This window comes from Roseateles subflavus (assembly GCF_030285365.1).
GTDB classification, from domain to species: domain Bacteria; phylum Pseudomonadota; class Gammaproteobacteria; order Burkholderiales; family Burkholderiaceae_C; genus Roseateles_B; species Roseateles_B subflavus.
Map to the genome: position 1 here is coordinate 40,198 of NZ_JASVDS010000004.1, position 26,571 is coordinate 66,768.

Genomic DNA, 26,571 nt, shown 5'->3' on the forward strand with positions numbered 1-26,571 from the left:
CAGGCCTTGCCGTCGTACGTCAGCAGATGGCGGCGTGTGGTCATCCCGGTCTTGAGGCCCGCGGGGATCGGGCGCGTGTCATCGGGCTGATGCCTGAATGGGGGCCGGCCGCACGAACGATGAAGGCCGCAGCCTTGAACTTTGGACGGCCGTGTTCGGCGCACGGGTGACGGAAGGCGCGCACGGTCCGGCAGCGTCCGGACGACGCAGGCGAGGCAGGCGCCCGGCCCAGGCGGCGCCCGTTCAGGGCTACCACCAGAGCTTGGCGACGTGGTAGGTGATGTAGGAGGCCAGGTAGGCCAGGCCGAACAGGTAGGTCACCATGATCAGCGGGATCTTCATGCCACCGGTCTCGCGGCGGACGGCGGCGAGCGTGGCCACACATTGGGGCGCGAAGACGAACCAGGCCAGCAGCGAGAAGGCGGTGGGCAGGGACCAGCTCTCGGCGATGAGCGGGGCCAGCGCCTGTGCAGTGTCCTCGCCCGTGGCGGCCAGGGCGTAGACCGTGCCCAGGGCGCTGACGGCAATCTCGCGCGCCGCGAGGCCGGGGACCAGCGCCAGGCTGATCTGCCAGTTGAAGCCGATGGGCTCGAAGATCACGGCGAGGCCGCGGCCCAGCATGCCGGCGAAGCTGTACTGGATGGCCGGGCCCGTGGCGCCTTCCGGCGGCCCGGGGAAGCTGGCCAGCAGCCACAGCAGCATCGTCAGCACGAGGATGATGCCGCCCACCCGGCGCAGGAAGATCACCGCGCGCTGCCACAGCCCGATGGCGATGTTGCGCGGGTGCGGCCAGTGGTAGCTGGGCAGCTCCATCATCAGCGGGCGCGTCTGCTGGCCGCTGGTGAAGCGCTTGAGCACCCAGGCCACGGCCATCGCGCCGAGGATGCCGGCCAGGTACAGCACGAAGAGCACCAGCCCCTGCATCTGGATGCCGCCCCACAGCGTGCGCTGCGGGATGAAGGCGCCGATCAGCAGGGCGTACACCGGCAAGCGCGCCGAGCACGTCATCATCGGCGCAATCAGGATGGTCACGAGGCGGTCGCGCGGACTGGCGATCGAGCGGGTGGCCATGATGCCCGGGATGGCGCAGGCGAAGCTCGACAGCAGCGGGATGAAGCTGCGACCGGAGAGACCCACGCTGCCCATCAGGCGGTCCAGCAGGAAGGCGGCCCGCGGCAGGTAGCCGGACTCCTCCAGCACGAGGATGAAGAAGAACAGGATCAGGATCTGGGGCAGGAAGACCAGCACCCCGCCGACGCCGGCGATGAGGCCGTCGACGATCAGGCTGCGCACCCAGCTCTCCGGCATCATGCCGCCCACCTCGGCGCCCAGCCAGGCGATGGACGACTCGATCAAGTCCTTGGGCGGCTCGGCCCAGCTGAACACGGCCTGGAAGAGGAAGAACAGCAGCACGGCCAGCAGCAGCGGGCCGGCAACGGGGTGCAGCACGACGCGGTCCAGCTGGTCGCTGGGCAGCTCGGGCGTCTGCTGGTCGAGGCCCAGCTCATGTAGCAGCGCATTGACGCGGGCCTGGTCCTGCGGGTCGGTGCTCGGGTCGCCCTGGGGCGGCACCTCGGGCCAGTGGTCCCGCTGGCCCAGCAGCGTGCGCAGGTCGTCCAGCCCTTCGCCCTTCGTGGCGACGGTGCGCAGCACGGGCACGCCGAGCGCCCGCGAGAGCTTGTCGGTGTCGATGTGCAGGCCGCGCTTCGCGGCGAGGTCGGCCATGTTGAGGGCCACGACACAGGGCAGTCCCAGGCGCTGCACGGCGAGCACCAGGCGCAGGTTGCGGCGCAGGTTGGTGGCGTCGAGCACGCACACGACGAGGTCCGGCCGCTTCTCGCCGACGGCACGGCCCGCGAGCACGTCGCAGGTCACGCGCTCATCCGGCGAGCGCGGGTAGAGGCTGTAGGTGCCGGGCAGGTCGAGCAGGCGCAGGGTCTTGCCCTGCGGCGTCTGCACGCGGCCTTCCTTGCGCTCGACGGTCACGCCGGCGTAGTTCGCCACCTTCTGGCGGCTGCCGGTGAGGCGGTTGAAGAGGGCGGTCTTGCCGCAGTTCGGATTGCCGACGAGGGCCAGCAGAGGCCCGGCCGGATGGACGTGGATGACGGCTTCGCTCATCAGGACACCTTCAGCGAGGCCAGCGGTCCCGGCAGGCGGGAGGACGCCCCGGCGGGCAGTGGGAAATCGCTCATGCCAGGGCTTGCTGGCCCAGGGCAGGCGTGCTCGTCAGTTCGGGCGCTTCATGGGGAAGGGCGAGCTCGATGCAGTCGGCCTCGGCGCGACGCAGGGCGAAGGTGGACTGTCCGATGCGCACCACCAGCGGATCCGCACCCGGCAGGCCCTTGGCCAGCACCGAGACGTGCTCGCCGCTGACGAAGCCGATCTCCTCCAACCATTGCGGCCACTCCGGCGCGTGGGCCGGCGCGTGCAGGGACTTGACCCGGTGGGCCTGGCCGATGCCGGCCTGGGCCAGCGTGAAGGACGGGGCTGCAATCATGGTGTCTGACGCGAGCTGGGCTCTGCAAGAGGATGGCCCATTCTAAATGAGAAAGAATCGCATTTAGTGCATGTGTCTTGAGCCATCTCAAATTCGGCGCGTGAATTTTTGTAGGGGCGCCACTCCAGGCGATGCCGGGCGGGGCGACGAGGGCGGCCCGGCCGGTGGGGCGCTCGTGCGGACGCCCTCGGGCGGGCAGAGGCCCGCGCCCGCCTCGGAGCCCGTGGGAGCGGGCCTGTCACCGCGGCGAGGCGGCGGGAGGGCAGGGGCCGGGAGGTGGGTTCGGCGGCGCGCCGGCATGCTCGTCCGGCCGCCGGCATCTGCTGGAAAATGCGGGCGCGCAAACGTTTAGCGTTTTCCTCATTCGCCGATACACTCCCGCTTTCTAGAATGCGCTGGCGTTGCCGTGCTGGCAGCGCCGGGCAGGTCGCCGGGCTGCAGCCGCGGCTGAACCCGCCGGCCCGCCGTTCTCCCTTTGTCTGTTGTCTGTTCTGTCGAGATGGAATTGCCCACCATGAAGACCATGCACGCTTTCGCCGCGACGGCCCTTGCCGCGCTGACCCTGGCCGCCACCACCGCGCAGGCCCAGCAGCCGGCCGTCATCTTCGACATGGGCGGCAAGTTCGACAAGAGCTTCAACGAGGCCGCCTACCGCGGCATCGAGCGCTGGAAGGCCGAGACGGGCAAGCCCTACCTCGAGTTCGAGATCAGCAACGACACCCAGCGCGCCCAGGCCATCCGACGCATGGCCGAGCGGGGCGCCAGCCCCATCATCTCCGTGGGCTTCGCTCAGGCCTCGGCCCTGCAGCAGGTGGCCAAGGACTTCCCGAAGACCAAGTTCGTCATCATCGACGAGAAGGTCAACCTGCCCAATGTGCAGGCCGTCGTCTTCAAGGAGCACGAAGGCAGCTTCCTGATCGGCGCGCTGGCCGCGCTGACCAGCAAGTCCGGCAAGGTCGGTTTCGTCGGCGGCATGGACATCCCGCTGATCCGCAAGTTCCAGTGCGGCTACGAGCAGGGCGCCAAGGCGGCGAATCCCAAGGTCGACATCCAGGCCAACATGACCGGCACCACGGCCACCGCCTGGAACGACCCGACCCGCGGCGGTGAGCTGGCCAAGGCCCAGTTCGCCAAGGGCGTGGACGTGGTCTTCGCCGCGGCCGGCGGCACCGGCGTGGGCGTCTATCAGGCGGCCAAGGACGCCGGCAAGTTCGCCATCGGCGTGGACAGCAACCAGAACCACCTGCAGCCCGGCACCATGCTGAGCTCCATGGTCAAGCGCGTGGACGTCGCCGTCTACAACGTGCTGAAGGAATGGAAGCCCGGCATCCAGATCCTGGGCCTGGCCGAGAACGGCGTCGAGTACGCCGTCGACCAGCACAACACCAAGCTGATCAGCCCGGCCATCAAGGCCAAGGTCGAGGCCTACAAGGCGGACATCATCGCCGGCAAGATCAAGGTCGCCGACTACATGGCGGACAACGCCTGCAAGTACTGATGAGCCCCCGCGGCAAGACCTGACCCCGGTCGGGTCTGCCGCCTGGAAATCGCGGGGCGTCCGGTGTGGCGCCCGCCCAGCGCCACATTCCCCTTCCACCCATGACAGCTCCCATGAGCACCGCCCAGCCGGCGGTCCGCCTCTGCGAGATCTCCAAGCGCTTCGGGGCCGTGCAGGCCAACCGCGGCGTCAGCTTCAGCATCGCGGCAGGCAGCGTCCACGGCATCGTCGGCGAGAACGGCGCCGGCAAGTCCACGCTGATGGCCATCCTCTACGGCTACTACCAGGCCGACGAGGGGCACATCGAGATCAACGGCCAGCGCGTGCAGATCCCGGACTCACAGGTCGCGATCGCCCAGGGCATCGGCATGGTCCACCAGCACTTCATGCTGGTCGAGACGCTCTCCTGCCTGGACAACGTCATGCTGGGCGCCGAGGGCGGCTTCTTCCTCGGCGGCGCCAAGAAGGCGGCCCGCGCGAAGCTGGAGTCGCTGATGCGCGAGACCGGCCTGCAGGTGCGCCTGGATGCGCTGGTGGGTGACCTCCCGGTGGGCGAGCTGCAGCGCCTGGAGATCCTCAAGGCCCTGTACCGCGGCGCCCGCATCCTGATCCTGGACGAGCCCACTGCGGTGCTGACGCCCCAGGAGACCGAGCAGCTCTTCGTGACCCTGCGCCAGCTGCGCGCCATGGGCACCACGATCCTGCTGATCACGCACAAGCTCAAGGAAGTGATGGCGCTGTGCGACGCCGTCACGGTGATGCGCGCCGGCCAGGTGGTGAAGACCGTCGCCATCGGGGACACGAGCCCCGAGGACCTCGCCGAATCCATGGTGGGCCGCAAGGTCACGCTGGGGCGCGGGGAGGCCGAGGTGGCGAAGGCCGGTGACGTCCGCCTGCAGGCGCGCGGCCTGAAGGTGCGCAACGAGCAGGGCGTGCTCACGCTCAAGGGCGTGGACCTGCAGCTGCGGGCGGGCGAGATCGTCGGCGTGGCCGGGGTGTCGGGCAATGGCCAGAGCGAGCTGCTCGCGCTGCTGTCCGGCATGCAGGCGCCCGACGAGGGCCTGCTGACCGTGGCGGGGCAGTCCTTCGAGCCCGGCGCCTGGATGACGCCCTCGCAGGCCCGCGCGCTGCAGACCGCGCACGTGCCCGAGGACCGCCACCTGTGCGGCATGGTGATGAGCTTCCCCGCCTGGGAGACGGCGGCGCTGGGCTACCACGAGCAGGCCCAGTACCGCGCCGGCCCGCTGGGCCTGGCCATGAACCAGTCGCACATGAAGGCCCAGACCGGCGCGTTCATGGAACGATTCGACGTCCGACCGCGCGACCCGATGCTGGGCTCCAGCAAGTTCTCCGGCGGCAACCAGCAGAAGCTGATCCTCGCCCGCGAGATCGCGCAGAAGCCGGCCGTGCTGCTGGTGGGCCAGCCCACGCGCGGCGTGGACATCGGCGCCATCGAGTTCATCCATGGCCAGCTGCGCCGCCTGCGCGACGAGGGCTGCGCCGTGCTGCTGGTCTCCAGCGAGCTGGACGAGATCCTGGCCCTGGCCGACCGCGTGGTGGTGATGAACGCCGGCCGCGTGACCGGCGAGCTGGCCATCGCCGACTGCAATGAAAAGACCCTGGGCCTGCTGATGACGGCCCAGCCCGAGGAGGCGCAGGCATGAGCGCGCAATCGTTGACCCTGCCGCGCTGGATGGACCTGGTGCTGCTGCCCCTGTGGAATCTCGTGGTCGCGCTGGGCGTGGCCGCGCTCGTCGTGCTGGCCATCCACCAGAGCCCCGCGCAGACCTTCTCGGTGCTGGTCGAGGGCGCCCTGGGCAGCGGACGGGGCCTTGGCTACACGCTGTACTACACGACGACCTTCATCTTCACCGGCCTGGCCGTGGCCGTCGCCTTCCATGGCGGGCTCTTCAACATCGGCGGGGAAGGGCAGGCGACCTTCGGCGGCCTGGGCGTCGCGCTGCTGGCGCTGTGGCTCTCGCCCACGCTGCCCGCCGCCGTGATGCTGCCGCTGCTGGTGCTCGGCGCCGCGCTGTTCGGCGCGGCCTGGGCGGCGGTGCCGGCCTATCTGCAGGCCTGGCGCGGCAGCCACATCGTGATCACGACCATCATGTTCAACTTCCTGGCCACGAGCTTGAACGTGTACCTGCTGGTCAACTGGCTGCGCCCCGCGGGTTCGATGTCGCCCGAGAGCCTGGAGTTCGCCGACAGCGCCCGCATGCCCGCGCTGCACGCGCTGGCCGCGAAGGTCGGCCTTGAGTGGCCGTCGTCGCCCGTGAACCTGAGCCTCGTGCTCTCGCTGCTGGCCTGCGTCTTCGTGTGGTGGTTCCTGTGGAAGAGTCGCGCCGGCTACCGCCTGCGCGCGGTGGGGTCCGCGCCCGAGGCCGCGCACTACGCCGGCATCCGGCCGCGCCTGCAGGTGCTCGTGGCCATGGGCGTCTCCGGCGCGCTGGCCGGCCTGATGGCCATCAACGAGATCTCCGGCGTGCAGGGCAAGCTCACGCTCGACTTCGTGGCCGGCGCCGGCTTCACCGGCATCGCCGTGTCGCTGATGGGGCGCAACCACCCCGTCGGCATCGTGATGGCCTCGCTGCTCTTCGGCGTGCTCTACCAGGGGGGGGTCGAGGTGTCCTTCGAGGTGCCCGGCTTCTCCCGCGAGATGGTCGTGACGGTGCAGGGCCTGATCGTGCTGTTCGCCGGCGCGATGGCCATGGTGTCGGCGCCCCTGTTTGCGCGGATCTACGCCGCCTTCAAGCGCAAGGAGGCCCAACATGGATGAAGTGCTGATCGGTTCGGTGATCGCCTCGACGCTGCGCGTCACGACGCCGCTGCTGCTGGCCGCGCTGGCCGGCCTGCTGTCCGAGCGATCGGGCGTGGTCGACCTCGGCCTCGAGGGCAAGATGCTGTCCGCCGCCTTCGCCGCGGCAGCCGTGGGGGCCATGACCGGCTCCACGCTGCTGGCCGTGGGCGCCGCGCTGCTGGTGGCCTGCGCGTGGTCCCTGGTGCATGGCTTCGCCTGCGTCAGCCACCGCGGTGACCAGGTCGTCTCGGGCGTGGCCATCAACATGGTGTCCGCCGGCCTGACCGTGGTGCTGGGCATCGCCTGGTTCGCGCAGGGCGGGCAGACGCCGCCGGTGTCGCCCGAGGTCCGCCTGCACGGCCTGGTGCCCGGCTTTGCCGAGCCGGCCGAAGGGCAGTGGTTCGCGTCCGTCCTTGGACACGGTCTGCTCAGCCACAACGGGCTCGTGTACGCGGCCTTCGCCCTGGTGTTCGCCGTCTGGTATTTCCTTGAGCGCACCCGGCCGGGTCTGCGCCTGCGCGCCGTGGGCGAGAACCCCGCGATGGTGGAGGCCGCGGGCGTGTCGGTGAAGGGCCTGCGCTACGGCGCGCTGGTGCTCAACGGCCTGCTGTGCGGCCTGGCCGGCTGCTACCTGACGCTGGCCCAGAACGCCTCCTTCGCGCCCAACATGACCGCCGGCCGCGGCTACATCGCCCTGGCCGCGATGATCTTCGGCAAGTGGAAGCCGCTGCCTACCGCGGCAGCTTGTCTGCTGTTCGGATTCCTCGATGCTGTGGCCATCCGCCTGCAGGGCGTGAAGCTGCCGGGCATCGGCGAGGTGCCGGTGCAGGCCATCCAGGCCTTGCCCTACCTGCTGACCGTGATCCTGCTGGCCGGCTTCATCGGCCAGGCCCTGGCGCCCAAGGCGCTGGGCCGTCCCTACGTCAAAGAACGCTGAGGGCGGGGCGCCATGCCCCGTCCCTGCACTGGAAGGAAAGTCCATGCTGCCCCTGAACGACGCGCTGCTGCAGCAACTGCTGTCTGCCGCCGCCGGCGCCCGGACCCACTCGCATGCGCCGTACTCGAAGTACGCCGTCGGCGCCGCGGTGCTCGATGAGCACGGTCGTGTGCACGCGGGCTGCAACATCGAGAACGCCGCCTACCCGCAAAGCTGGTGTGCCGAGACCACGGCGCTCGGCGCCATGGTCATGGCCGGCGGCCGCCAGGCCCGGGCGGCGCTGGTGATGGGCCCCGGCCCCGAGATCATCACGCCCTGCGGCGGCTGCCGCCAGAAGCTGCGCGAATTCAATGACGGCGATCTGATCGTGATCGCCGCGGACCCGACGGGCATCAAGGCCCACTGGACGCTGGAGCAGCTGCTGCCTGCCAGCTTCGGCCCCGCCCATCTGAAGTTCTGAGCGCCCGTCGCGCCAGAGCACACGACACACGGAGAAGAACCATGATCGACCGCAATACCCTCAATCCCAAGATCGACGCCAGCGTCGCCACGCTGCAGGCCCGCTTCGGCGCCGCGCCCGAAGTGGCCGTGGTGCTGGGCTCCGGCTGGGCCGGTGCCGTGGACCAGGTGCAGGGCGCCCAGCACCTGTCCTATGCCGAGCTGCCGGCCTTCCCGCAGCCCAAGGTCGAGGGGCATGTGAACGAGGTCGTCGTCGGCACCATGGGCGCGCAGCGCGTCATCATGCTGCGCGGCCGCGCCCACACCTACGAAAGCGGCGACTGCACCGGCATGGCCGGCGCACTGCGCAGCCTCAAGGCCTGGGGCGTGAAGGTGCTGGTGCAGACCAACGCCTCCGGCTCGCTGCGCCCGCACATGCCGCCGGGCAGCCTGATGCTGATCTCGGACCACATCAACGCCCCGCAGCGTTCGCCCATCGTCGGCGAGCCCGGCAGCGAGCGCTTCGTGGACATGAGCGCCGCCTATGACGCCGAGCTGCGCCAGCACGCCAAGGCCGTGGCCAAGGCCGAGAACCTGATCGTGGGCGAGGGCGTGTACTGCTGGGCCCTGGGCCCGCAGTTCGAGACGCCGGCCGAGATCCGCATGTTCGCCGCCTGGGGCGCCGACGCCGTGGGCATGAGCACCGTGCCCGAGACCATCCTCGCCCGCCACGCCGGCCTGCGCGTCATGGGCCTGGCCCTGATGACCAATATGGCCGCCGGCCTGTCCGACGAGGCCCTGACGCACGCGCTGACGCTGCAGCAGGCCCAGGCGTCCGGCGCCCGCGCCGCGGCCTACCTGGCCCAGGTGATCGCCGGCATGGCCGAGCTCGACTCGCTCAAGGCCTGAGCCACACAGAGGGCGGCCTGGGGTCGCCCAGGGAGAACCGCATGACAACGACAACCGACCGTCTGGACCTGCAGCTGGCCGCGCGCCTGGCCCTGCAGTGCCTGGACCTGACCAGCCTCAACGACGCAGACACCGCCGCCGACGTGACGGCGCTGTGCGAGCGCGCCCAGACCGCCTTCGGCCCCGTGGCCGCCGTGTGCGTGTGGCCGCGCTTCGTGGCGCAGGCGCGCTCGATGCTGCCGCCCGAGATCAAGGTCGCCGCCGTGGCCGATTTCCCGGACGGTGCGCTCGACCTCGCCCGCGCCATCGCCGACATCGAGACCATTGCGCAAGCCGGTGGCGACGAGGTCGACGTGGTGCTGCCCTGGCGCGCCCTGCAGGCCGGACAGCGCAGTGAGGTGGAGGAGTTCCTCGCCGAGGTGCGCCACGCCAGCCGCCCGCTGACGCTCAAGGTCATCATCGAGTCCGGCGAGCTGGCCGACCCCGAGCTGATCGCCGAGGCGACGCGCCTGTCCCTGGCTGCGGGGGCCGACTTCGTCAAGACCAGCACGGGCAAGACGCCCGTCTCCGCCACGCCCGAGGCCGCCCGCGTGATGCTGCGCGAGATCGCGGCATCGGGCATGGCCGCGGCCGGCTTCAAGGCCTCGGGCGGCATCCGCTCCGTGGCCGACGCGCAGGCCTATCTGCAGCAGGCGGCCGATGTCCTCGGCGCCGACGCCCTGCAGCCGCGCCGCTTCCGCTTCGGCGCCAGCGGCCTGCTCAAGGACATCGAGGCCGTGCTGTCCGGCCAGGCCTCGCAGGCCGTCACCTCCGTCTACTGAATCCCGACCATGCTCGCCCAAGAAATCATCCGCGCCAAGCGCGACGGCCACGCCCTTGACGAGGCCCAGATCCAGTCCTTCGTGAAGGGCCTCACCGACGGCAGCTGGAGCGAGGGCCAGGTGGCCGCGCTGGGCATGGCCGTGTTCCTGCGCGGCATGGGCCGCGAGGAGGCCGTGCACCTGACCCGCGCCATGATGCACTCGGGCCGCGTGATGCAGTGGCACGACATGCCGGGTCCGGTGCTGGACAAGCACTCCAGCGGCGGCGTGGGCGACAAGGTCAGCCTGATGCTGGCGCCCATGGTCGCGGCCTGCGGCGGCTATGTGCCGATGATCGCCGGGCGCGGCCTCGGCCACACGGGCGGCACGGTGGACAAGCTCGAAGCCATCCCCGGCTACACGACCACGCCCGACCCGGCCCGCTTCGACCGCATCGTGCGGGAGCTGGGCTGCGCCATCATCGGCCAGACCGGCGACCTCGCCCCGGCCGACAAGCGCTTCTACGCCACGCGTGACGTCACGGCCACGGTCGAGAGCGTGCCGCTGATCACCGCCTCGATCCTGTCCAAGAAGCTCGCGGCGGGCCTGCAGGGCCTGTCCATGGACATCAAGTGCGGCAACGGCGCCTTCGCCAGCACGCCCGCCTTTGCGCGGGAGCTGGCCGAGAGCATCGTGGCCGTGGCCGGCGGCGCCGGCCTCAAGACCCGGGCGCTCATCACCGACATGAACGAGGTGCTGGGCGACGAGGTGGGCAATGCGCTCGAGATCGCCGAGACCATCGCCTACCTGAAGGGCGAGCGCCAGGAGCCGCGTCTGCATGAGGTGACGCTCGCGCTGGCGGCCGAGATGCTGGTGATCGGCGGCCTGGCGGCCGACACCGCCGCCGCCCGTGCCCGTCTGCAGCAGGCCCTGGACAGCGGCGCCGCCGCCGAGAAGTTCGCGCAGATGGTCGTGGCCCTGGGTGGCCCGGCCGACCTGATGGAGCGCCCGCAGGCCTACCTGCCGGCCGCGCCCGTGATCCGCGCCATCCCCGCGCCGCGCGCCGGCGTGCTGTCGACCATGAAGACCCGCGACATCGGCCTGCTGATCGTCGAGATGGGCGGCGGCCGCCGCGTGGCCAGCGATGCCATCGACTTCCGCGTGGGCCTCTCCGGCGTCCGCCATGTGGGCGCGTCGCTCGCCGCGGGCGAGCCGCTGGCCCTGGTGCATGCGGCCGACGAGGCCCAGGCCGAGCGCGTGATCGCGGCCTACCAGGCGGCCGTCACCCTGGCCGAGCCGGGCACCGCCGTGACGCCGGCACCCATCGTGATGGAGGTGATCGGCTGACAGCATCGGCGGATCGAAGCAGGGCGAACGGGCAGGGCGCCGGTAAAATCCCGGCCCTTCGCCCGGAAATTCCCATGACCACGCCGCCTGACCTCACGCCCCCCGATTCCCCAGACGCCACCGCCGCCGACGGCGAGGCCCCGCGCCGCGCCATCAAGAGCTTCGTCGTGCGCGCCGGCCGCATGGGCACGGGCCAGATCAAGGCCCTGGCCGAGCTGGGCCCGCGCTACGTGCTGCCCTACCAGCCGGCCACGCCCCTGAACTACGAGGCCGTCTTCGGCCGCCGGGCGCCCGTGGTGCTGGAGATCGGCTTCGGCATGGGCGGCGCCACCGCCCAGATCGCAAAGACCCTGGCCGACCACGACTTCATCGGCTGCGAGGTGCACGAGCCCGGCGTGGGGGCGCTGCTCAAGCTGATCGGCGAAGAGGGCATCCCCAACATCCGCATCTTCCAGCACGACGCCGTCGAGGTGCTGGAGCAGATGATTCCCAAGGCCAGCCTGGCCGGCATCCACATCTTCTTCCCCGACCCCTGGCACAAGAAGCGCCACAACAAGCGCCGCCTGATCCAGACGCCCTTCGTGGCCAAGCTGATCGAGCACCTGGCGCCGGGCGGCTACCTGCACTGCGCGACCGACTGGCAGCCCTATGCCGAGCAGATGCTGGAGGTGCTCAGCGCCGAGCCGCTGCTGCAGAACACGGCCGAGGGCTATGCCGAGAAGCCGGCCTACCGCCCCCTCACCAAGTTCGAGAACCGGGGCCTGAAGCTGGGCCATGGCGTCTGGGACCTGGTCTTCAAGAAGCGCTGAGGCGCCGCGGCGCCCCGGCTGGTAGAGTCCCCGCTCATGTCTGACGCACTCCAACTTGCCGGCAAGCACGTGCTGCTGGCGCTCTCCGGTGGCGTGGCCTGCTACAAGGTCGCCGAGCTCACCCGCCTGCTCGTGAAGGCCGGCGCCACCGTGCAGGTGATGATGAGCGAGGCCGCCGAGGCCTTCATCACGCCCGTCACGATGCAGGCGCTCTCGAACCGGCCGGTCTACACCAGCCAGTGGGACGCCCGCGAGCCCAACAACATGGCGCACATCAACCTCAGCCGCGAGGCCGACGTGATGCTGCTCGCGCCCGCCAGCGCCGACATGATCGCCCGCCTGGTGCAGGGCCGCGCGGACGAGCTGGTCTCGCTCACCGCGCTGGCCCGCCCGCGCGAGCGCTGCGGCCTGCTGGTCGCGCCCGCCATGAACCGCGAGATGTGGACCCACCCCGCCACGCAGCGCAACATCGCGCTGCTGCAGGCTGACGGCGCCCAGGTGCTGGGCCCCGGCCACGGCGACCAGGCCTGTGGCGAGGTGGGGGACGGCCGCATGCTCGAGCCCCAGCAGCTGCTGGACGCCGTCATCGCGCACTTCCAGCCCAAGCTGCTGCAGGGCCGCCGCCTCTTGATCACCGCCGGCCCGACCTTTGAGGCCATCGACCCGGTGCGCGGCATCACGAACCTCTCGAGCGGCAAGATGGGCTTTGCCATCGCCCGCGCGGCGGCCGAAGCGGGCGCCGAGGTCACGCTGATCGCCGGCCCCGTGCACCTGCCCACGCCGGTGGGCGTGCGCCGCATCGACGTCACCAGCGCCCAGCAGATGCTGGAGGCCGTGCTGCCGCGCGCGCCGCAGCATGAAGTCTTCGTGGCCACGGCCGCCGTGGCCGACTGGCGTCCCGCGCAGCTCAACGAGCACAAGATCAAGAAGGACGGCAAGAAGAGCGCGCCCACCTTCGAGCTGACCGAGAACGCCGACATCCTCGCCACCGTGGCCGCCTTGCCCGATGCGCCGTACTGCGTGGGCTTCGCCGCCGAGAGCCAGGATCTCGTCAAGCACGCCCGCGAGAAGCTGCTGCGCAAGAAGCTGCCGCTCGTCGTGGGCAATCTCGGCCCGGCCACCTTCGGCAAGGACGACAACAGCCTCGTGCTGGTCGAGGCCGATCGCGAGACCGAGCTCCCGCGCGCCGGCAAGCTCACGCTCGCCCGCCAGCTGGTGGCCGAAATCGCCCGCCGCCTCGGCTGATTCCGCCCCCTGCGGGTCAGGTGGCAAGACCTGACCCCGTCTGAACCTCTCTATCGATTCCCATGAGCACCATCGATCTCAAAGTCCTCGACGCCCGCATGGCCGAGCAGCTGCCCGCCTACGCCACCCCCGGCTCGGCCGGCCTGGACCTGCGCGCCTGCCTGGACGCCGCCGTGACCCTGGAGCCCGGCCAGACCGTGCTGGTGCCCACCGGCCTGGCCATCCACATCGCCGACCCCGGCCTGGCGGCCGTGATCCTGCCGCGTTCGGGCCTGGGCCACAAGCACGGCGTCGTGCTGGGCAATCTCGTGGGCCTGATCGACTCTGACTACCAGGGCCAGCTCATGGTGAGCGTGTGGAATCGCAGCCAGACCGCCTTCGTGATCCAGCCGATGGAGCGCATCGCCCAGCTGGTGATCGTGCCGGTGGTGCAGGCGCAGTTCCGCGTGGTGGACGAATTTGGAGCGAGTGATCGCGGCGAGGGTGGGTTTGGGTCGACGGGGAAGCACTGAGGGGGTGGGCTGACCTTTGGCCGATGGCGCCGGGGTGCGGTCATGCTCAGTGATCCCCGCTTGCGACTGCCTACGGTGGTAAGAGCCGTCATCCGTGAACGGCAGCTACGCGGCAAACAGCGTAGTCGCTTGTCAGGGGCTCGGCTGTCGGGCCGAAGGCGGGGCATTTCCACCGTTGCGCAGGGCTTGAGCGGCCGGCAGAGTTGTGGCGATGGATGCCGCTTTCCGCATCAATTTAATGGCCGTGAGTTCCTGCATTTCGGCCGACTTTTCTTTGGCGCACAAGGACTTATCGTGATCCCTATTTGCTTGGTTAAACAGCATTCGCCGGCGTTATCCGGCACTACCTGCTGGCTAAACTAGTAGTTAGAGGGCTTATGCACGTCACTGCTACTTCCCTTGCAGAACTGCTTCAGCAAGTGCTGGACGGCGAAGCTCCAATCGACGCTGTTCTTGAGAGAGACGAGAACTTCGAGGGTGCGCTGGCCGGGTGCTTTCATGGCTTGCAGCATTTCGCCGCTGACATGGACATTCGGGAGAAGGACGCGGGCTTTAGGGAAATGCAGGAAGGCGAAATGCGCAAGCTCATCGCGCTGCTCAGGTTCGGGGCGAATCGTGCCGCGCTGGAGAAGATCCACTTTCTGGGAGTTTCAAGTGGCCGCGCCTTCGACGCGGTAGAGCGGTAGGGTCAGGCCTTAAACCTTAAGCCCTTCATGTTTAAGGCCTGACCCTGCACCCCTCCCCTGCACCCCTTGTGACCCTGCACCCCTCCTCGCCGCGATCACTCGCGCCGAACTCATCCACCACCCGGAACTGCGCCTGCACCACCGGCACGATCACCAGCCGGGCGAAGCGCTCCATCGAGCGGCTGCCTTCGGCGGGCCCAATTGGCCTGATCGACCTGCCCGCGACCACGGAATGCCCGCACGTGCGAGCCTGCCCAACGCCCCTCAGCGATGTCAGGGCGGCGTGGCGGCACCCGAGGCTCCCGACGCGCCGGATGCGCCGGAAGCCCCCGACCCACCTCCCGTCCCGCCACTCTCCCCACCCCCTCCGCTGGCACCACCCGTCCCGCCGCTGCCCCCCGTGCTGCCCGGCGCCGGCACCGGCAGCGGCGCATCCCGCATGCTGGGCTGGCTCACGCCGCCCACGCCGCTGTTCATGCTCGTGCGGCGGGCCTCGTCGCCCGTGCGCTGACCCTCGCGGCGCTGCTGGCGGGCATTGAGATGAGCCGTCTCCAGCTCGGCGCTGGGGTTGATGCTGGCATTCCGAATGCGGTCGGCCTGCGCCTGCGCGGCGAGGCGGTTCAGCGGGACGGCATCGGTGTGGAAGTGCAGCTCGACGGAGGAGTTGAGTTCGGCCTCGGTGTTGATCTCCTCGGTGCGCTGGTTGCGCTCGGTGTTGACGTAGGAGATGGTGTTCTCCACCTCGGCGCTCGCGCCCCAGGCGCCGATGCCGAAGCTGCCGCCGGCCTTCACGCGGTTCTGCATGCCGAACTGGCTGCCGCGGTCCTGGGAGGCGGCGCTGCGGGTGTCGATGTGGAAGCGCATGGCGGCGCTGATCTTGCCGGCGTCGATGACGATGCGGTTCATGCCCATCATCACCATGGTCGCGAGCATCTGCTGGCGCTGGCGGGCGAGCTGGCGCCGGGCGAAGGGCACGAGAGCCTCCGGGTTCGCCGCCTCCACGGGCTCGTTGGGGCCGAGGCCGAAGGCGGCGCGCAAGGTGTCGGCCTCGGGCATGTGCGCGTTGGGGCGCAGGCGCAGGCGCGGCACCTCGGGGGCGTCGTCGGGGTCGGGCGTCTCGCCGGGGGCGGGGCGGTCCTCGGGGTCGGGCGCCTCGGGCGCGTCCATCTCCAGCTGGTCCGGGAAATGGTCGACGAGCCACTGGCGCGCCTGCGTCTCGTGCGTGGCGAGCTGCTCGAAGCCCTGGGCCGAACCGGACACGGCATTGAGCAGCTGCAGGTACTGCTGCAGCTGGGTCTGGTTGGAGTCGTTCATGGCGCGGAAGACGCCGTTGAGCAGGTCGGTGACGAATCGCGGGAAGCTGATGGCATTGAGCGTGTCGCGCGTGGTCTGGCCGATCTGGCGCGTGGCCGTGCCGAAATCGGGCTGGGCGTCGAGGCTCTGCACCGCCGCGCGCTGCGCAGGCGCCTGCCGCTGCCGGATCGCCTGCTCGGCCTCCTGCTCCTCCTGCAGGCTCAGGGCCACGAGATGGGAGACCTTCACCATGGCCTGGGCCAGGTCGCGCCGCTGCTCGGGGGGCAGGGCCGCGTAGGCCTGCGTCTGGGCCAGCTGCTGGCGCACGGCCGCGCGCAGCCAGGACGGCGGCGTGTCCGGCGCCACGCCCAGGGCCGGCACCGCCGGCCGGGATGGAGGGCGCGCCAGGGTCGCCGTGCTCACGCGGCCTCCAGCACGGCCAGGTTCATCACCGCCGGGCGCGCGCCCTGGGCCGACAGGCGCCAGCGTTCGGCCGCCGCGATCAGCGTCTGCAGGGCCGGGTCCGCCGGCGCGATGGCAAAGCCGTGCTGCGCCGCCTGCGCCAGCCACATCAGCACCTGGCTGCCGGCGCGGGCGCGGTCGAAGCGCTGGCGCAGGTCGCCCAGCACCTCGCGCTCATGCACGAGCGCGGCGCGGACGAGGCCATGCAGGTCCCGCACGCCGAAGGCCGTCTGCAGGGTGCGGTCCCCCAGCAGCTGCAGGGCGCTGCGCAGCTGGCCCAGCAGCTCGTCGGCCGCCTGCAGCAGCATGCCCTCGAGCCGGCTCGCCGCGATCTCCAGCAGGCCCTGGGCCGCATGCTGCAGGCCGACCTCCTCGCGCACATCGTGCTGGCCGGCGTTGTCCGCCAGCACGACGAGGGCGTCGCACAGGCGGGCGAGCGCGGGCTCGAAGTCCTGCGGGTCGAAGGCCTGGGCCAGCAGCGCGCGGCGCTCGTCGCCCGAGAGGCGCTGGCGGCGCTCCTTCCACAGCTTCTTGAGCAAGGGCTCGAGCTTGGGCAGCGCGACGCTCACCGCGCCGCTGCTCCACAGCGCGGCGATGCGCTCGCTGGCGCGGACCAGGGGCTCCAGCTCCTGCACGAGGTAGAGGCTGGCCAGCACGCCCAGCTGCGCCGGCGCGCGCGTGGGGCGGGCGGGCTCGGGCAGGTCGATGGCGCCGAGGTCCAGCCCCTGGGCGAGCAGGCGCAGCCCCGGCAGGTGCGCGGCCTGCAGCGCCTCGGCCGCGTCGATCAGCGCCGAGAGGGCCAGCACCGCCGCCTCGGGCGCGGCACGGTCGTCGGGCGCGGCGAGCTCCTGGTCCACGGCGGGCCTCCGGTCGGCGGGCTCAGGCCGCGGCGCGCGCGGGCGCCTGGCCCGCGGGGGCGGCGGCATTGCCGGCCGGTGCGCCGGGGGCCGGGGCGCCCGGTGCCGCCGGTCGTGGCGGGTTCGGATCGAAGGGCGTGGCATTGCCCTGGATCGACGCCAGCATGCCCGGCGTGGCCAGCTTCTCCATGGGGAAGTAGTCGCTCTTGAAGTTCACCCGCACCTCGCCCGTGAGCTTGGCCTTGAGCGAGGCCTTGGACTCGCTGCTCTCGTCCACGGACGACTGCACCGTCGTCATGTGGTCGTAGTCGTTGCGGTTCATGGTGGCCGCGCCCCAACCGAAGAAGCCGCCCGCCGCGCCGGAGATGTTGGTGTTGTGCATGTGCTCGCGGTCCGAGAGCCCGGCCTTGGCCTTGCGCAGGGCCTGGTCGCTGGCGCGGAAGTCGAACACCACCTTGGCATTGATGGCGCCGTCGGTGATGACGATGCGGTTGATGCCCAGCAGGGTCATGGAGGCCAGCAGCTGCTGGCGCGAGCGCGCCATCTGCACGCGGGCGGCGGCCACGAGGCGGGCCTCCTGTTCCTCGTCCGAGAGGTCGGTGACGGGCTTGAGCAGCTGCAGTTCCTGGTTGATGCGGGCCAGCGCGCCCTCGTTGTCCTCGTTGCGCAGCTGCAGGCGCTGGCCGGTGCCGCCGTCCTCCTGCTCGCCGCGACCCATGCGCAGCGCGTCGGGGAACTTGTCGCTGAGCCAGCCGCGCGCCTGGTCCAGGCTGATGTTGTCCTGGGCGAACTGGTCCACGGTCTGGGCGACGGACTTCAGCAGCTCGCCATAGGCCTGCATCTGCTGGATGCTGGCGTTGACGATGGCCTGGAACACGTTCTGGATCAGGCCGCCCACGAAGGCCGGGAAGTCCACCGAATTGACCAGGTTCTTGAACTGCTCGGTGCCCTGCTGGAGGGCGCCGGCCTTGAAGTCGGCGCCGGCGAAGGTGCCCACCTTGTCGGAGGCCTTGTTCTTCGCCGCATCGACGCCGCCGGCCAGCGCCTCGGCCGAGGCCGCCTCACTGCGGGGCCGTCGCGCTGGCTCTTCGACTGAGCCACCGTCCTTGCGGACCACGGGGTTCTCGAACTCCTCCCGGGCCAGGCCCTGCGGATTGGCCATGAAGGAGGCCACGCGCACCATGGTCTGGGCGATCTCGCGCTGCTGCTCGGCCGGCAGCGCGCGGAAGCCCTCGCTCTGGGCCAGCAGCGCCCGCACCTGCGGGCGGACGGTGGCCAGCGTGGCGTCGTCGAGCCAGTCCTGCGAGGCCGGGGGCGGGGGCGCGGTGCTTGGCATGGTGGCGTCCTCAGGCAGCGGGGGCGGGAGCCGGGGTGGCGGCGGGGGCGCCGGCCGGGGCCGGTGCGCCGGCCGGTGCCGCGGCGCCCGGCGTGCTCACGACCGGCCGCGCCGCCATCGTCTTGACCATGCCCGGCTGCGAGTTCATCTGGATGGCGGCGATGGCGGCCGGGTCGGCCATCTTCTCCAGCGGCAGGTAGTCGCTCTTGAAGTTCACCTCCACATGGCCGGCGAGGCTGGCCTTGGTCTGCAGCGAGGAGTCGTCGCGCAGCTGGCTCGTGCTCATCAGCGTGACCACGGGCGCCTCGTCGTACTTGTAGGAGCCGGTCGAGTAGCTGCTGGCGTCGGTCTTGCCGGTCAGCACGCCGGAGTCGTTGCGCGTCTCGCTGCCGCCCTCGCGTTTGCGGTCCCACTGGCCCTCGCCGCTGTGGGTCTTCTGCACGTTGCCGTACATGTCCGTCGCGTAGTCGTACTTGACGGCACTCTTCTGGAAGCGGCGGTTGTCGCGCGCCTGGAAGTCGAACAGCACCTTGGCGGAGATCTTGCCGTCCGTCACCACGATGCGCTGCATGCCCATCATCACCATGGTGGCGAGCAGCTGCTGGCGGCCGGTGGCGATGGTGGTGCGCGCGGCGGGCACGAGCAGGGCCTCGATGAGGTTGTCGTCCAGGCGCTGCAGCGGCTGGGCCAGGGGCAGGCCGCTGCCGTTGATGCGGGCGAGCGCCGCCTTCTCATCGACGTCCTCGCGCAGCGTCACGCGCGGCCCGGTGGCGGGGGCGTCACCGAAGCTGAAGTCGCCCTGGCCGGGCTCTTGCAGCTGGAAGAGGTCGGGGAAGCGCTCGATGAGGTTGTCCCGGCCCTGGTTGGCCGTGGTGTTCTCGTCGCGGAACTGGTTGAGGCTCTTGGAGACGTCGGCCACCAGCTTGGCGTAGGCCTCCATCTGCTCGATGGAGCTGGTGACGATGCTGTGGAAGACGCCGTTGATCAGGCCGCTGACGAAGCCGGGGAAGTTCACCCCCTTGATCATCGCCACGGCCTGCTCGACGCCGGTGCGCACGGCGGCGCCGAAGGCCGGCGCGTCATCGGCCTCGACATCCTTGACATTGCTCGTGCTGCCGCGCGCATTGGCCTGTCCGCCCAGCGCGCCGAAGCCCAGCAGGCCGCCCGCGGCCAGGGACTGCACCTCGGGCGCCGCCCGCTCCGGATCGACCTTCATGCCGGGCTCGGCCAGGAAGGCGCCGACCTGCACGAGGTCATGCGCCAGCTGGCGCTGTGTCTGGGGCGAGAGGTTGGCGTAGGCCGGGCTCTGCGCGAGCAGGGCGCGCACGGAGTTGCGGGTGGCCTGGAGCGTCTCGCCGCTGACGGGCGGGGCTGCGGGAGCGGGGGCGGGCAGGGCACTCATCTCACACCTCGGGGATCAGGGCCGGGCTGGCCACGTTGCGTTCGCTGAGCTGGTCGCGCAGCTCGAACTCGATGGGGCGCACGTAGAGGCTGATGCGGGCGTCGCTGCGCGGCGTCACGCGGACGGACAGCACCGAGAAATGCCCCTGCTCGCGCGCATCGTCCACGCCGAAGGCCTGCAGCCAGCGCTCCAGGGCCATCAGCTGGCGCGGGCGCTCGGCGAGGCCCAGGCGCACGAGGTCCACGAAGCCGGTGGGCAGATCGGGCAGGGCCGAGAGCAGGATCTCCAGCTTCAGCTCCGCGCCCTCGCTGGTCTCGCGCAGGCCCAGCAGGGCCGAGCCGTGCGGCAGCTCGAAGCGGCCGCCCAGCGCCACGCCCACGGCGCGCATCAGGGAGGGCAGGCGCTGCGCCAGCCCCAGCTCGGTCATCAGCGAGCCCAGCTCGGAGAGCACCAGCGGGCCGCGGTGCATGAAGGTCACGCGCTGCGAGCCGGTATCGCGCTTGCAGCCGATGCTCGTGAAGATGGGCATGAGCCGCGGGTACAGCATCATCACGCGCCGGGTGAGCCGCGAGAGGCCCGGCGAGAGCGCCTCGATCTGCTGCGGGTTGAGCTCGTAGTAGATCTTGGCGGCGTAGAGGCCGTCCTCGTCGAAGGCGCTGCCGAACCAGGCACCGAAGTTCATCCAGGAGAGCCCGGACATGCCGCGCCAGGCCTCGCTGCGCTCGTCGAACCAGCGCAGCGCGTCGCGTCCGAAGATGGGGTGGATGAGCCGGCGCAGCTCGCGCGTGGCCTCGTCGCGCCGGGCCATCGGGCTGGCCTCGGGCTCCAGCGGCGAGATGGTGAAGCGCAGCATGCGCGGCTCGCTCTCCGAGAAGGAGGGCTCGTAGGGCACCGCGCCGGGCGTCAGCGCGTTGTTCGCGTAGGCCAGGTCGTTCTCGGGCCGGGCGAAGCTGCGCTGCAGCATGGGCCCCACGTAGTCCATGGGGTCGCTGACGCCGAGGCGGCGCGAGGCCACCGCCAGCGACTGCGCCACGTGCTTGAACATCGGTTGCGTCATGGCGGGCCTCCTGGGCTCAGACCGGCAGGTTCACGCCGACCGAAGCCAGCACGTCGCGCGCGGCCTGGGGCATGTCGATGGGGCGGCTGGTCATGGCCGGCGCTTCGATGGACTGGGAGTAGTGCTCGACGCTCTGCTCCTGCACGCCCATCACGGCCAGCCACTGCTCGCAGGCGTTGACCAGGTCCCAGTCCGTGGGCTTGAGCGTGGGATTGGCACCGCTGGAGATGCGCATCTGCGGATTGGAGATCTCGTCGATCGACAGCACCGGGCCGGAGATGTTGGCCAGGCGCTGGATGTTCTCGGAGATCCAGCGAATGATGATGGCCCCGGCGCGCGACTGCGTGCGGAAGCGGTGCGTGTTCTTGGCGCCGCCCAGGTAGTTGACGTTGACCATGTCGATCACCTGCCACATGTCGCGGGCGCCGAAGGCCGAGCGCAGGTCGGGATCCTGGAGGATGTCGCGGAAGTTGATGATGGTGTTCTGCAGCTCGGTCGCGGCGAAGTAGGCGATGCCGTAGCCGTTGCGCGAGAGGTTGGCGCCGAGGTCCCGCGCGGCCTTGCGCACCTGCTCCTGGCTGACCGACATCGGCACGTTGTTGCGCAGCAGGCGCTCCACCGAGATCTGGCGGGCGAAGCTGGACACGGCCGAGACGAAGCGCAGCCACAGCTCGTTGAAGTCGCGGTTGGGGTCGCCGGCACTGGGATTGCCGCCCGGCGCGCCGAACATGCGGTAGTACAGCTCGCGGCGCTCGGCCTCGGTGATGCGCTCCGTGCTGGTCTTGAAGTACTTGAACAGCTTGTCGCCCACCGTGCCCTTGCCCAGCGGCAGCAGGCCGCCGCGGAAGAGGTCGACGATCTTGTCCACGACCTGGAACATGCGCATCTCCTCCAGCTGGTAGGCGAAGTAGATGGCCTGCGAGGCCTGCAGGTTCTCCTTCTGGATCTCGACGTCCACCGCCTCTTCCAGGTCGGGCAGCATGATCTCCAGGGCCGAGGGCGGGGCGCCTTCCACCATGCCGGTCAGCAGGTTGAAGGCGTTGTCCATGCGGCTCACGAGCCAGGGGTCGTTGGGCGAGATGCCCTCGTCGCGGATGCGGCGCACGATGGCCGCGAGGCTGTTGGCCGACACGGCGTAGACCAGGTCGTCGGCATCCGGCACCTGGCCCTTCATGCCCTTCGCGCCGCTGGTGCTGGCGCTGCCGCTGATGAAGCCGGGCGCCTCGGGGTCGACGTAGCCCTTGTCGATCTGCGACTTCAGGGTGACCGCGTGGCGGGTGGTGAAGCGGTTGAAGGCCGCCATGAACAGGGCGCGGTTCTGCTCGAACTCGCCCCGGGCGATGGTCACCTTCGAGATGAAGTTCAGGTTGCCCGGACCCTGCAGGCCGTCCAGCAGCAGCAGGCCGCAGACGGCGAGGATCTCCTTCTCCTCGACGCCCAGCTCATTGGGCTGCACGCCGTACTGGCTGCCCATGAAGCCGTAGCGCATCACGTAGTCGGTCTTGCCGCTTTGCGCGAGCACGTCCCAGGACTTGCCCGAGACCTGCTCGGCCACGCCGCGGTAGAGGTCGTCGGTGGTGTCGCGGTCGGCGAGCTCGAGGCGCAGGTCGTCCAGCTCCTTCTTCAGGTCCGGACCGAGGCCGCCAGAGCGGGCCTTGGTGTTCTCGATGCGCTCGAGGTTGGCGATGCGGACGCGGATCTCGGCCCGGCGGTTGCGGTCGCGTTCGGCGAGATCGATGAAGAGGATGCGGTTCATGAGGGTGGCTCCTGTTTGGGGGGTGGCTGCCGCAGCTTGGGCCTTGGCTTCAGGTGCGGCGAGGCCCGCACGGGAGGGATCGGCCTGCGTCTTGACGCGGGCCGGGCGGGGTCGGGGCGGCGGTGCGGCCGCGGCGGCGGCCGGCTTCTTGCGCGGGGCGCGGGAGGGGCGCTTGGTGGCCGCGACCGGTGGGGCCGCCGCCTTGCGCTGCGCTGTCTTCTTGGGCTTTTCGCTGGCCATGTGGGGGCTCCTTGTCACTCGGTCACTGCTCAGTCGTCGGCCTGCAGGCCGTCATGGCGGTCCAGCCAGTCGTCCAGGGCGCGCAGGGCGGCCAGGGCGTCAAGCACGCCGCGACCCATGCCGGATTCGCCGGCCTGGGCGTGGGGCCGGCTGCTCTCGACGAGCAGGCGGCGGGTCATCTCGGGATCGATGGGGCAGGCGCGGGCCTCGGCCCGGGCCACCATCAGCGAGGCCACGGCGGACACGAAGGGCGCGGCGAAGCTGGTGCCGTTGGCGCGCTGCCAGCCGTTCAGGCCGCAGGTCCAGATGCCCTGGCCGGGTGCGCTCAGCGCCACGTGCTCGCCGCGGGTCGAGAAGCGCGCGGGCCGCCCCTGCAGGTCCACGGCGCCCACGGCGATCACGCCGGGCAGGGCGGCCGGGTAGAAGGGCTCGGTGAGTCCGGAGTTGCCGCTGGCGGCCACGAGGATCACGCCGCGGGCCAGGGCATAGCGCACGACTTCGCTGTGCGGCGGCGGTTCGTCCGGGCTCAGCTGCGAGGAGGCCGTGCCGAAGCTCATGTTGATGACCTTCACGCCGAGGTCGATCAGGCGCTTCATGCCGGCGTCGATGTTGGCCACGGAGCCGATGCCCACGCGACGCTGCCCCTTGAGCGCGGCGCCCAGCACGCGGGCGGGCAAGACCTGGCACCGGCCGGCCGCGCCGGGCGGCAGGTCCGGGCTGTCGGCGCAGACGATGCCCGCGCAGCCGGTGCCGTGGCCGACCTCGTCCTGCGGGTCGGCGTCCGCGCCGCGATCGTCACCCACGAGCTCCGGTCCGCCGGTGCTGGCCTGCAGGTCCACGGTGTCGAAGCCGGGACGCAGGGCGCGGTGCAGGGCGGGGTGGTCCATCACCACGCCGGTGTCGGCCAGGCCCATGATCACGGTCGGGTCGCCCGGCGCGTAGGCCAGCGCCTCGGGCAGTCGGATGAGGTCGCGCGCCGCCCAGGCCTCCTGCATGTCCACCGTGGCGGCCTGGGGCAGGGCCGCGGGCAGGGGCGCCGGGTGCGTGGCGCTGCCGTCGAGAGTCATGTCCACCAGGCGCTCGGGCCGGGCATGTTCGACGGTGGGCAGCTGGGCCAGCGCCTGCATCAGCTCCGGCAGGCGATCGCCCTGCTGCAGCTCGATGCGCAGCACGCGGGCCACGCCGCTGAGCTGCTCGATCTCGTCGAAGCGGCGGGCGCCGACACGAGCGGGCGCCTCGCGCTGGGGCGTGCGGGCGCTGTGTACGCGGGCCAGCCGCATGCCGCCCCCGAAATGCGCCAGCAGCCGGTCGATCGGGCCACCGTCCAGGTGCTCGCCGAAGGGCACGCCATGGCGCTGGCAGGCGCGCCAGGACGGCACATGCTCCGGCATCTCGCCCAGGCGCAGCGTCACCAGCAGGCGTCGCGGCAGGTGGGTCGGCCAGGCCACCGGCAGGGCGCTCATGGCTGGGGCTCCGGGGCGGCGGCCGGCGCCCCGCCCGCCGAGGCCGTCCAGTGGCCGAGCGCGCCGCTGCTCAGGCGCAGGCGGGCCGTCTCGCCGTCGCCGAAGTCGATCTCGGCCTCCTGGTCCAGGTGCTCGGGGTCCACGCTCAGTTCCAGCGCCATCGCCTCGGCCTGGCGCACGGGCAGCGTCTGGCCGTTGACGCGCACCAGCGGCAGGCGCCCGGCCTTCATCGAGGGGGCGCTGAGGGTGATGCGCGGGCGTGCCGGGCCGCTGCCATCGCCGCTGCCGGCTGCCGGTGCGCTGTCCACGCGCTGCACGCGCGGGGCCGTCGCGGCCATCATGGCCTGCTGCAGGCGGTTCACCGGCATGCGGGCGAGGCGGGCGACGACATCGGCCCCGGCGGACTTCTTCAGCTCCTGCAGCTGCTGGATGGTGTGCACGCCGATGCGCTCCAGCTGGCGCTGCTCCTCGGTGCTGATGCGCTCGCCCAGCGCCTCCTTGAGGTCCAGCCTGGCGTCGTAGGCCTCGTAGCTCACGGCGTTCTCGTCGATCATGGGCTTGGTGACCGTGGTCAGCGCGAGCTTGATGCTGCTGGCCTCGGCGTCACCCGGGCCGGCGGGGCGCACCCAGACGTCGTCCTCGACCATGCGCACGAAGGCGCGCAGGTCCAGCTGCACGTCCTTGACGGCAAAGGTCAGCGGCAGCTTGCCCACGCGGGCCTTGAGCGCCATGGCGGCCTGGGCCTTGTCGAGCTGCAGGGTCAGCGCCTGGATGAAGATGTCGAAGGGCACGCCGAGGTCGCCCACGCCGGAGAGCTGGCTGACCTGCGGCGCGTTGTGCTGGGCGCTGTGCTGGGCGTTGTGCGGGCTGCTCATGACGATGCCTCCTCCAGCTCGGCGCGCAGCACGAAGCGCAGCCGTGAGCGGTCCAGATGCCAGTGGCCGTCGCTGCTGGAGCGCGGCAGTTCGGCGAGCAGGCGCGGGCCGCCGTCGGCGAAGTCCAGGGCCAGGTCCAGCGGCAGGTCGAACTGGGCCTCGGCCAGGCGGATGCGGGCGCTGCCGGCGGGCGACAGGGCCTCGTGCAGCAGCGGCGCCATGGCGTCCTGCAGCTCGTCGATGACGGTGGCGAGCGCGCGCAGCATCAGGACCTCCCGGTTTCAGGCGCCACCCCGGGTACGGCGGGCGCGACCGGCGTCGCGGCAGGCAGCGGCGCGGCCGCGCGCGGGCCCAGGGCCGCGTGGCGCTGGACCATGGCCAGCTTCATCGCATCTGCCATCTTGTCCAGCGGCACCGTCTCGGAGACGAAGTTCAGCTTCACCTCGCCGAACATCGTCGCGCTCAGGCTCGTGTCGCTCTGCGCATTGAGGTTGAGCGTGCTGACCATGGTCGACACGCCGGAGGAGGCGGCCAGCGAGCCGCGGCTGCCCCAGCTGCCGCCGGAGGCCGCCCCCGGATCCTGGCCTTGCGCGTACTGCACCGTGGCCTTGTCGTTGGCCACGGCGCGGAACATCACCTTGGCGCTGATGGAGCCGTCCTTCACCGCCACGCGGTTCAGGCCCATCATCACGAGCGTGGCCAGCAGCTGCTGGCGCTCGCGGCCGAGCTGGGCGCGCGCCTGCGGCAGCACCACGCTCTCCAGCAGCTCGCTGCTGAGCTCCTGGTCCCCCACGCCGTAGGTGGCGAGCCAGGCCGGGCTGCGCCCCTCGCCGCGCGGCACGAGCAGCGGCTGGCGCAGCGCGTCGTCGCTGCCGCGGGGCAGCAGCACCGTCACGTCGGCACCGTACTGCTGGGCCACCCAGTCCCGGGCCTGGTTGGCGCTGACGTTCTCCTCGGTGAACTGCTCCGTGGTCTTGGCCACCGCGGCGACCAGCTCGGCATAGCTCTCCATCTGGCGGATGGAGGCATCGACGATGGCGTCGAAGGTGCCGTTGACGAGCTGGGCCACGAAGCCCGGGAAGTCCACCTCGTTGATCAGGTTGCCGGTGCGCTGGGCCAGGGTCTCGGTGGCGGGCGGCTTGGCCGTGGCGGCCTGGGGCGCGGGGCTGGCGGGACCGGCAGGCGCGGGCTGCGCCACCATCCCGCGCGACTGCCCGGGCAGGGGCATGCCGGGCAGGGCCATGGCCTGCGGCAGGGGCGCATCGCTGTAGCCCACCATGGGGGCGGGGGCTTGCGGCAAGGTCGGTGAGGCGGCCATGGCGGGGGGCGTCGCTGGGGGGGAGGCGCTCGGG

General features: G+C 71.0%; 24 protein-coding genes. 12 read left to right on the plus strand and 12 right to left on the minus strand.

All coding sequences use genetic code 11. From position 1 onward, the window contains the following. Window positions 1-249: 249 nt before the first annotated feature. On the minus strand, window positions 250-2,118 hold the full coding sequence (feoB, locus tag QRD43_RS14600; RefSeq protein ID WP_285983234.1) for a ferrous iron transporter B: 1,869 nt from the start codon (window positions 2,116-2,118) through the stop codon (window positions 250-252). A 70-nt stretch (window positions 2,119-2,188) separates the two neighbouring features. Next, the gene (locus tag QRD43_RS14605; protein ID WP_285983235.1) at window positions 2,189-2,497 is read right to left on the minus strand and encodes a FeoA family protein; all 309 of its coding nucleotides are present in this window, start codon (window positions 2,495-2,497) and stop codon (window positions 2,189-2,191) included. Window positions 2,498-3,011: 514 nt separating this feature from the next. Here QRD43_RS14605 and QRD43_RS14610 point away from each other — a divergent pair. From QRD43_RS14610 to QRD43_RS14665, 12 genes are all read left to right on the plus strand, one after another. Continuing rightward, a complete protein-coding gene (locus tag QRD43_RS14610; RefSeq protein WP_285983236.1) occupies window positions 3,012-3,995 on the plus strand; it encodes a BMP family lipoprotein in 984 nt (327 codons plus the stop codon). A gap of 113 nt (window positions 3,996-4,108) precedes the next feature. Next, window positions 4,109-5,659, plus strand: coding sequence for an ABC transporter ATP-binding protein (locus QRD43_RS14615; protein WP_285983237.1), 1,551 nt, complete (start codon window positions 4,109-4,111; stop codon window positions 5,657-5,659). Then, the gene (locus QRD43_RS14620; protein ID WP_285983238.1) at window positions 5,656-6,774 is read left to right on the plus strand and encodes an ABC transporter permease; all 1,119 of its coding nucleotides are present in this window, start codon (window positions 5,656-5,658) and stop codon (window positions 6,772-6,774) included. The genes QRD43_RS14615 and QRD43_RS14620 overlap by 4 nt, the downstream gene beginning before the upstream one ends. Continuing rightward, window positions 6,767-7,732, plus strand: coding sequence for an ABC transporter permease (locus QRD43_RS14625; RefSeq protein WP_285983239.1), 966 nt, complete (start codon window positions 6,767-6,769; stop codon window positions 7,730-7,732). Before QRD43_RS14620 ends, QRD43_RS14625 begins: the two co-directional genes overlap by 8 nt. A 43-nt stretch (window positions 7,733-7,775) precedes the next feature. Then, window positions 7,776-8,192, plus strand: coding sequence for a cytidine deaminase (locus tag QRD43_RS14630; protein ID WP_285983240.1), 417 nt, complete (start codon window positions 7,776-7,778; stop codon window positions 8,190-8,192). A 41-nt stretch (window positions 8,193-8,233) separates the two neighbouring features. Continuing rightward, window positions 8,234-9,079, plus strand: coding sequence for a purine-nucleoside phosphorylase (locus QRD43_RS14635; RefSeq protein ID WP_285983241.1), 846 nt, complete (start codon window positions 8,234-8,236; stop codon window positions 9,077-9,079). Between the two features lie 41 nt (window positions 9,080-9,120). Continuing rightward, window positions 9,121-9,900, plus strand: coding sequence for a deoxyribose-phosphate aldolase (deoC, locus tag QRD43_RS14640; RefSeq protein WP_285983242.1), 780 nt, complete (start codon window positions 9,121-9,123; stop codon window positions 9,898-9,900). 9 nt (window positions 9,901-9,909) lie between these two features. Then, window positions 9,910-11,226: a thymidine phosphorylase gene (gene deoA / locus QRD43_RS14645; RefSeq protein ID WP_285983243.1), complete on the plus strand. Its 1,317-nt coding sequence runs from the start codon at window positions 9,910-9,912 to the stop codon at window positions 11,224-11,226. A gap of 74 nt (window positions 11,227-11,300) precedes the next feature. Then, window positions 11,301-12,035, plus strand: coding sequence for a tRNA (guanosine(46)-N7)-methyltransferase TrmB (trmB, locus tag QRD43_RS14650; protein WP_285983244.1), 735 nt, complete (start codon window positions 11,301-11,303; stop codon window positions 12,033-12,035). Window positions 12,036-12,071: 36 nt separating this feature from the next. Then, window positions 12,072-13,280 carry a bifunctional phosphopantothenoylcysteine decarboxylase/phosphopantothenate--cysteine ligase CoaBC gene (gene coaBC, locus QRD43_RS14655; RefSeq protein ID WP_285983245.1) on the plus strand — a complete coding sequence of 403 codons (1,209 nt, stop codon included), beginning with the start codon at window positions 12,072-12,074 and terminating at the stop codon, window positions 13,278-13,280. Window positions 13,281-13,342: 62 nt separating this feature from the next. Then, entirely contained in the window at window positions 13,343-13,792 is a 450-nt protein-coding gene (dut, locus tag QRD43_RS14660) for a dUTP diphosphatase (protein ID WP_285983246.1), read from the plus strand. A gap of 377 nt (window positions 13,793-14,169) precedes the next feature. Beyond that, window positions 14,170-14,478 (plus strand): hypothetical protein, encoded by a 309-nt coding sequence (locus tag QRD43_RS14665; protein WP_285983247.1) that lies wholly within the window; start codon window positions 14,170-14,172, stop codon window positions 14,476-14,478. A 273-nt stretch (window positions 14,479-14,751) separates the two neighbouring features. Here the strand turns inward: QRD43_RS14665 and QRD43_RS14670 are convergent, their stop codons facing one another. From QRD43_RS14670 to QRD43_RS14715, 10 genes are read right to left on the minus strand one after another with little or no spacing between them, the layout of a single operon-like run. After that, on the minus strand, window positions 14,752-16,194 hold the full coding sequence (locus QRD43_RS14670) for a hypothetical protein (protein WP_285983248.1): 1,443 nt from the start codon (window positions 16,192-16,194) through the stop codon (window positions 14,752-14,754). Further along, window positions 16,191-17,090 carry a hypothetical protein gene (locus QRD43_RS14675; RefSeq protein ID WP_285983249.1) on the minus strand — a complete coding sequence of 300 codons (900 nt, stop codon included), beginning with the start codon at window positions 17,088-17,090 and terminating at the stop codon, window positions 16,191-16,193. Before QRD43_RS14675 ends, QRD43_RS14670 begins: the two co-directional genes overlap by 4 nt. Before the next feature lie 22 nt (window positions 17,091-17,112). Beyond that, window positions 17,113-18,426: a hypothetical protein gene (locus QRD43_RS14680; RefSeq protein ID WP_285983250.1), complete on the minus strand. Its 1,314-nt coding sequence runs from the start codon at window positions 18,424-18,426 to the stop codon at window positions 17,113-17,115. A 10-nt stretch (window positions 18,427-18,436) separates the two neighbouring features. Beyond that, a complete protein-coding gene (locus QRD43_RS14685; RefSeq protein WP_285983251.1) occupies window positions 18,437-19,828 on the minus strand; it encodes a hypothetical protein in 1,392 nt (463 codons plus the stop codon). A 1-nt stretch (window position 19,829) separates the two neighbouring features. After that, window positions 19,830-20,885, minus strand: a complete 1,056-nt coding sequence (locus QRD43_RS14690) for a hypothetical protein (RefSeq protein WP_285983252.1) — start codon at window positions 20,883-20,885, stop codon at window positions 19,830-19,832. Between the two features lie 16 nt (window positions 20,886-20,901). Beyond that, window positions 20,902-22,881 (minus strand): hypothetical protein, encoded by a 1,980-nt coding sequence (locus QRD43_RS14695; RefSeq protein WP_285983253.1) that lies wholly within the window; start codon window positions 22,879-22,881, stop codon window positions 20,902-20,904. Between the two features lie 29 nt (window positions 22,882-22,910). Next, window positions 22,911-24,344, minus strand: coding sequence for a S8 family peptidase (locus tag QRD43_RS14700; protein WP_285983254.1), 1,434 nt, complete (start codon window positions 24,342-24,344; stop codon window positions 22,911-22,913). Further along, window positions 24,341-25,219, minus strand: coding sequence for a hypothetical protein (locus QRD43_RS14705; protein ID WP_285983255.1), 879 nt, complete (start codon window positions 25,217-25,219; stop codon window positions 24,341-24,343). The genes QRD43_RS14700 and QRD43_RS14705 overlap by 4 nt, the downstream gene beginning before the upstream one ends. Further along, window positions 25,216-25,485: a hypothetical protein gene (locus tag QRD43_RS14710; RefSeq protein WP_285983256.1), complete on the minus strand. Its 270-nt coding sequence runs from the start codon at window positions 25,483-25,485 to the stop codon at window positions 25,216-25,218. The genes QRD43_RS14705 and QRD43_RS14710 overlap by 4 nt, the downstream gene beginning before the upstream one ends. Then, the gene (locus QRD43_RS14715; RefSeq protein ID WP_285983257.1) at window positions 25,485-26,537 is read right to left on the minus strand and encodes a hypothetical protein; all 1,053 of its coding nucleotides are present in this window, start codon (window positions 26,535-26,537) and stop codon (window positions 25,485-25,487) included. Before QRD43_RS14715 ends, QRD43_RS14710 begins: the two co-directional genes overlap by 1 nt. Window positions 26,538-26,571: the final 34 nt, after the last annotated feature.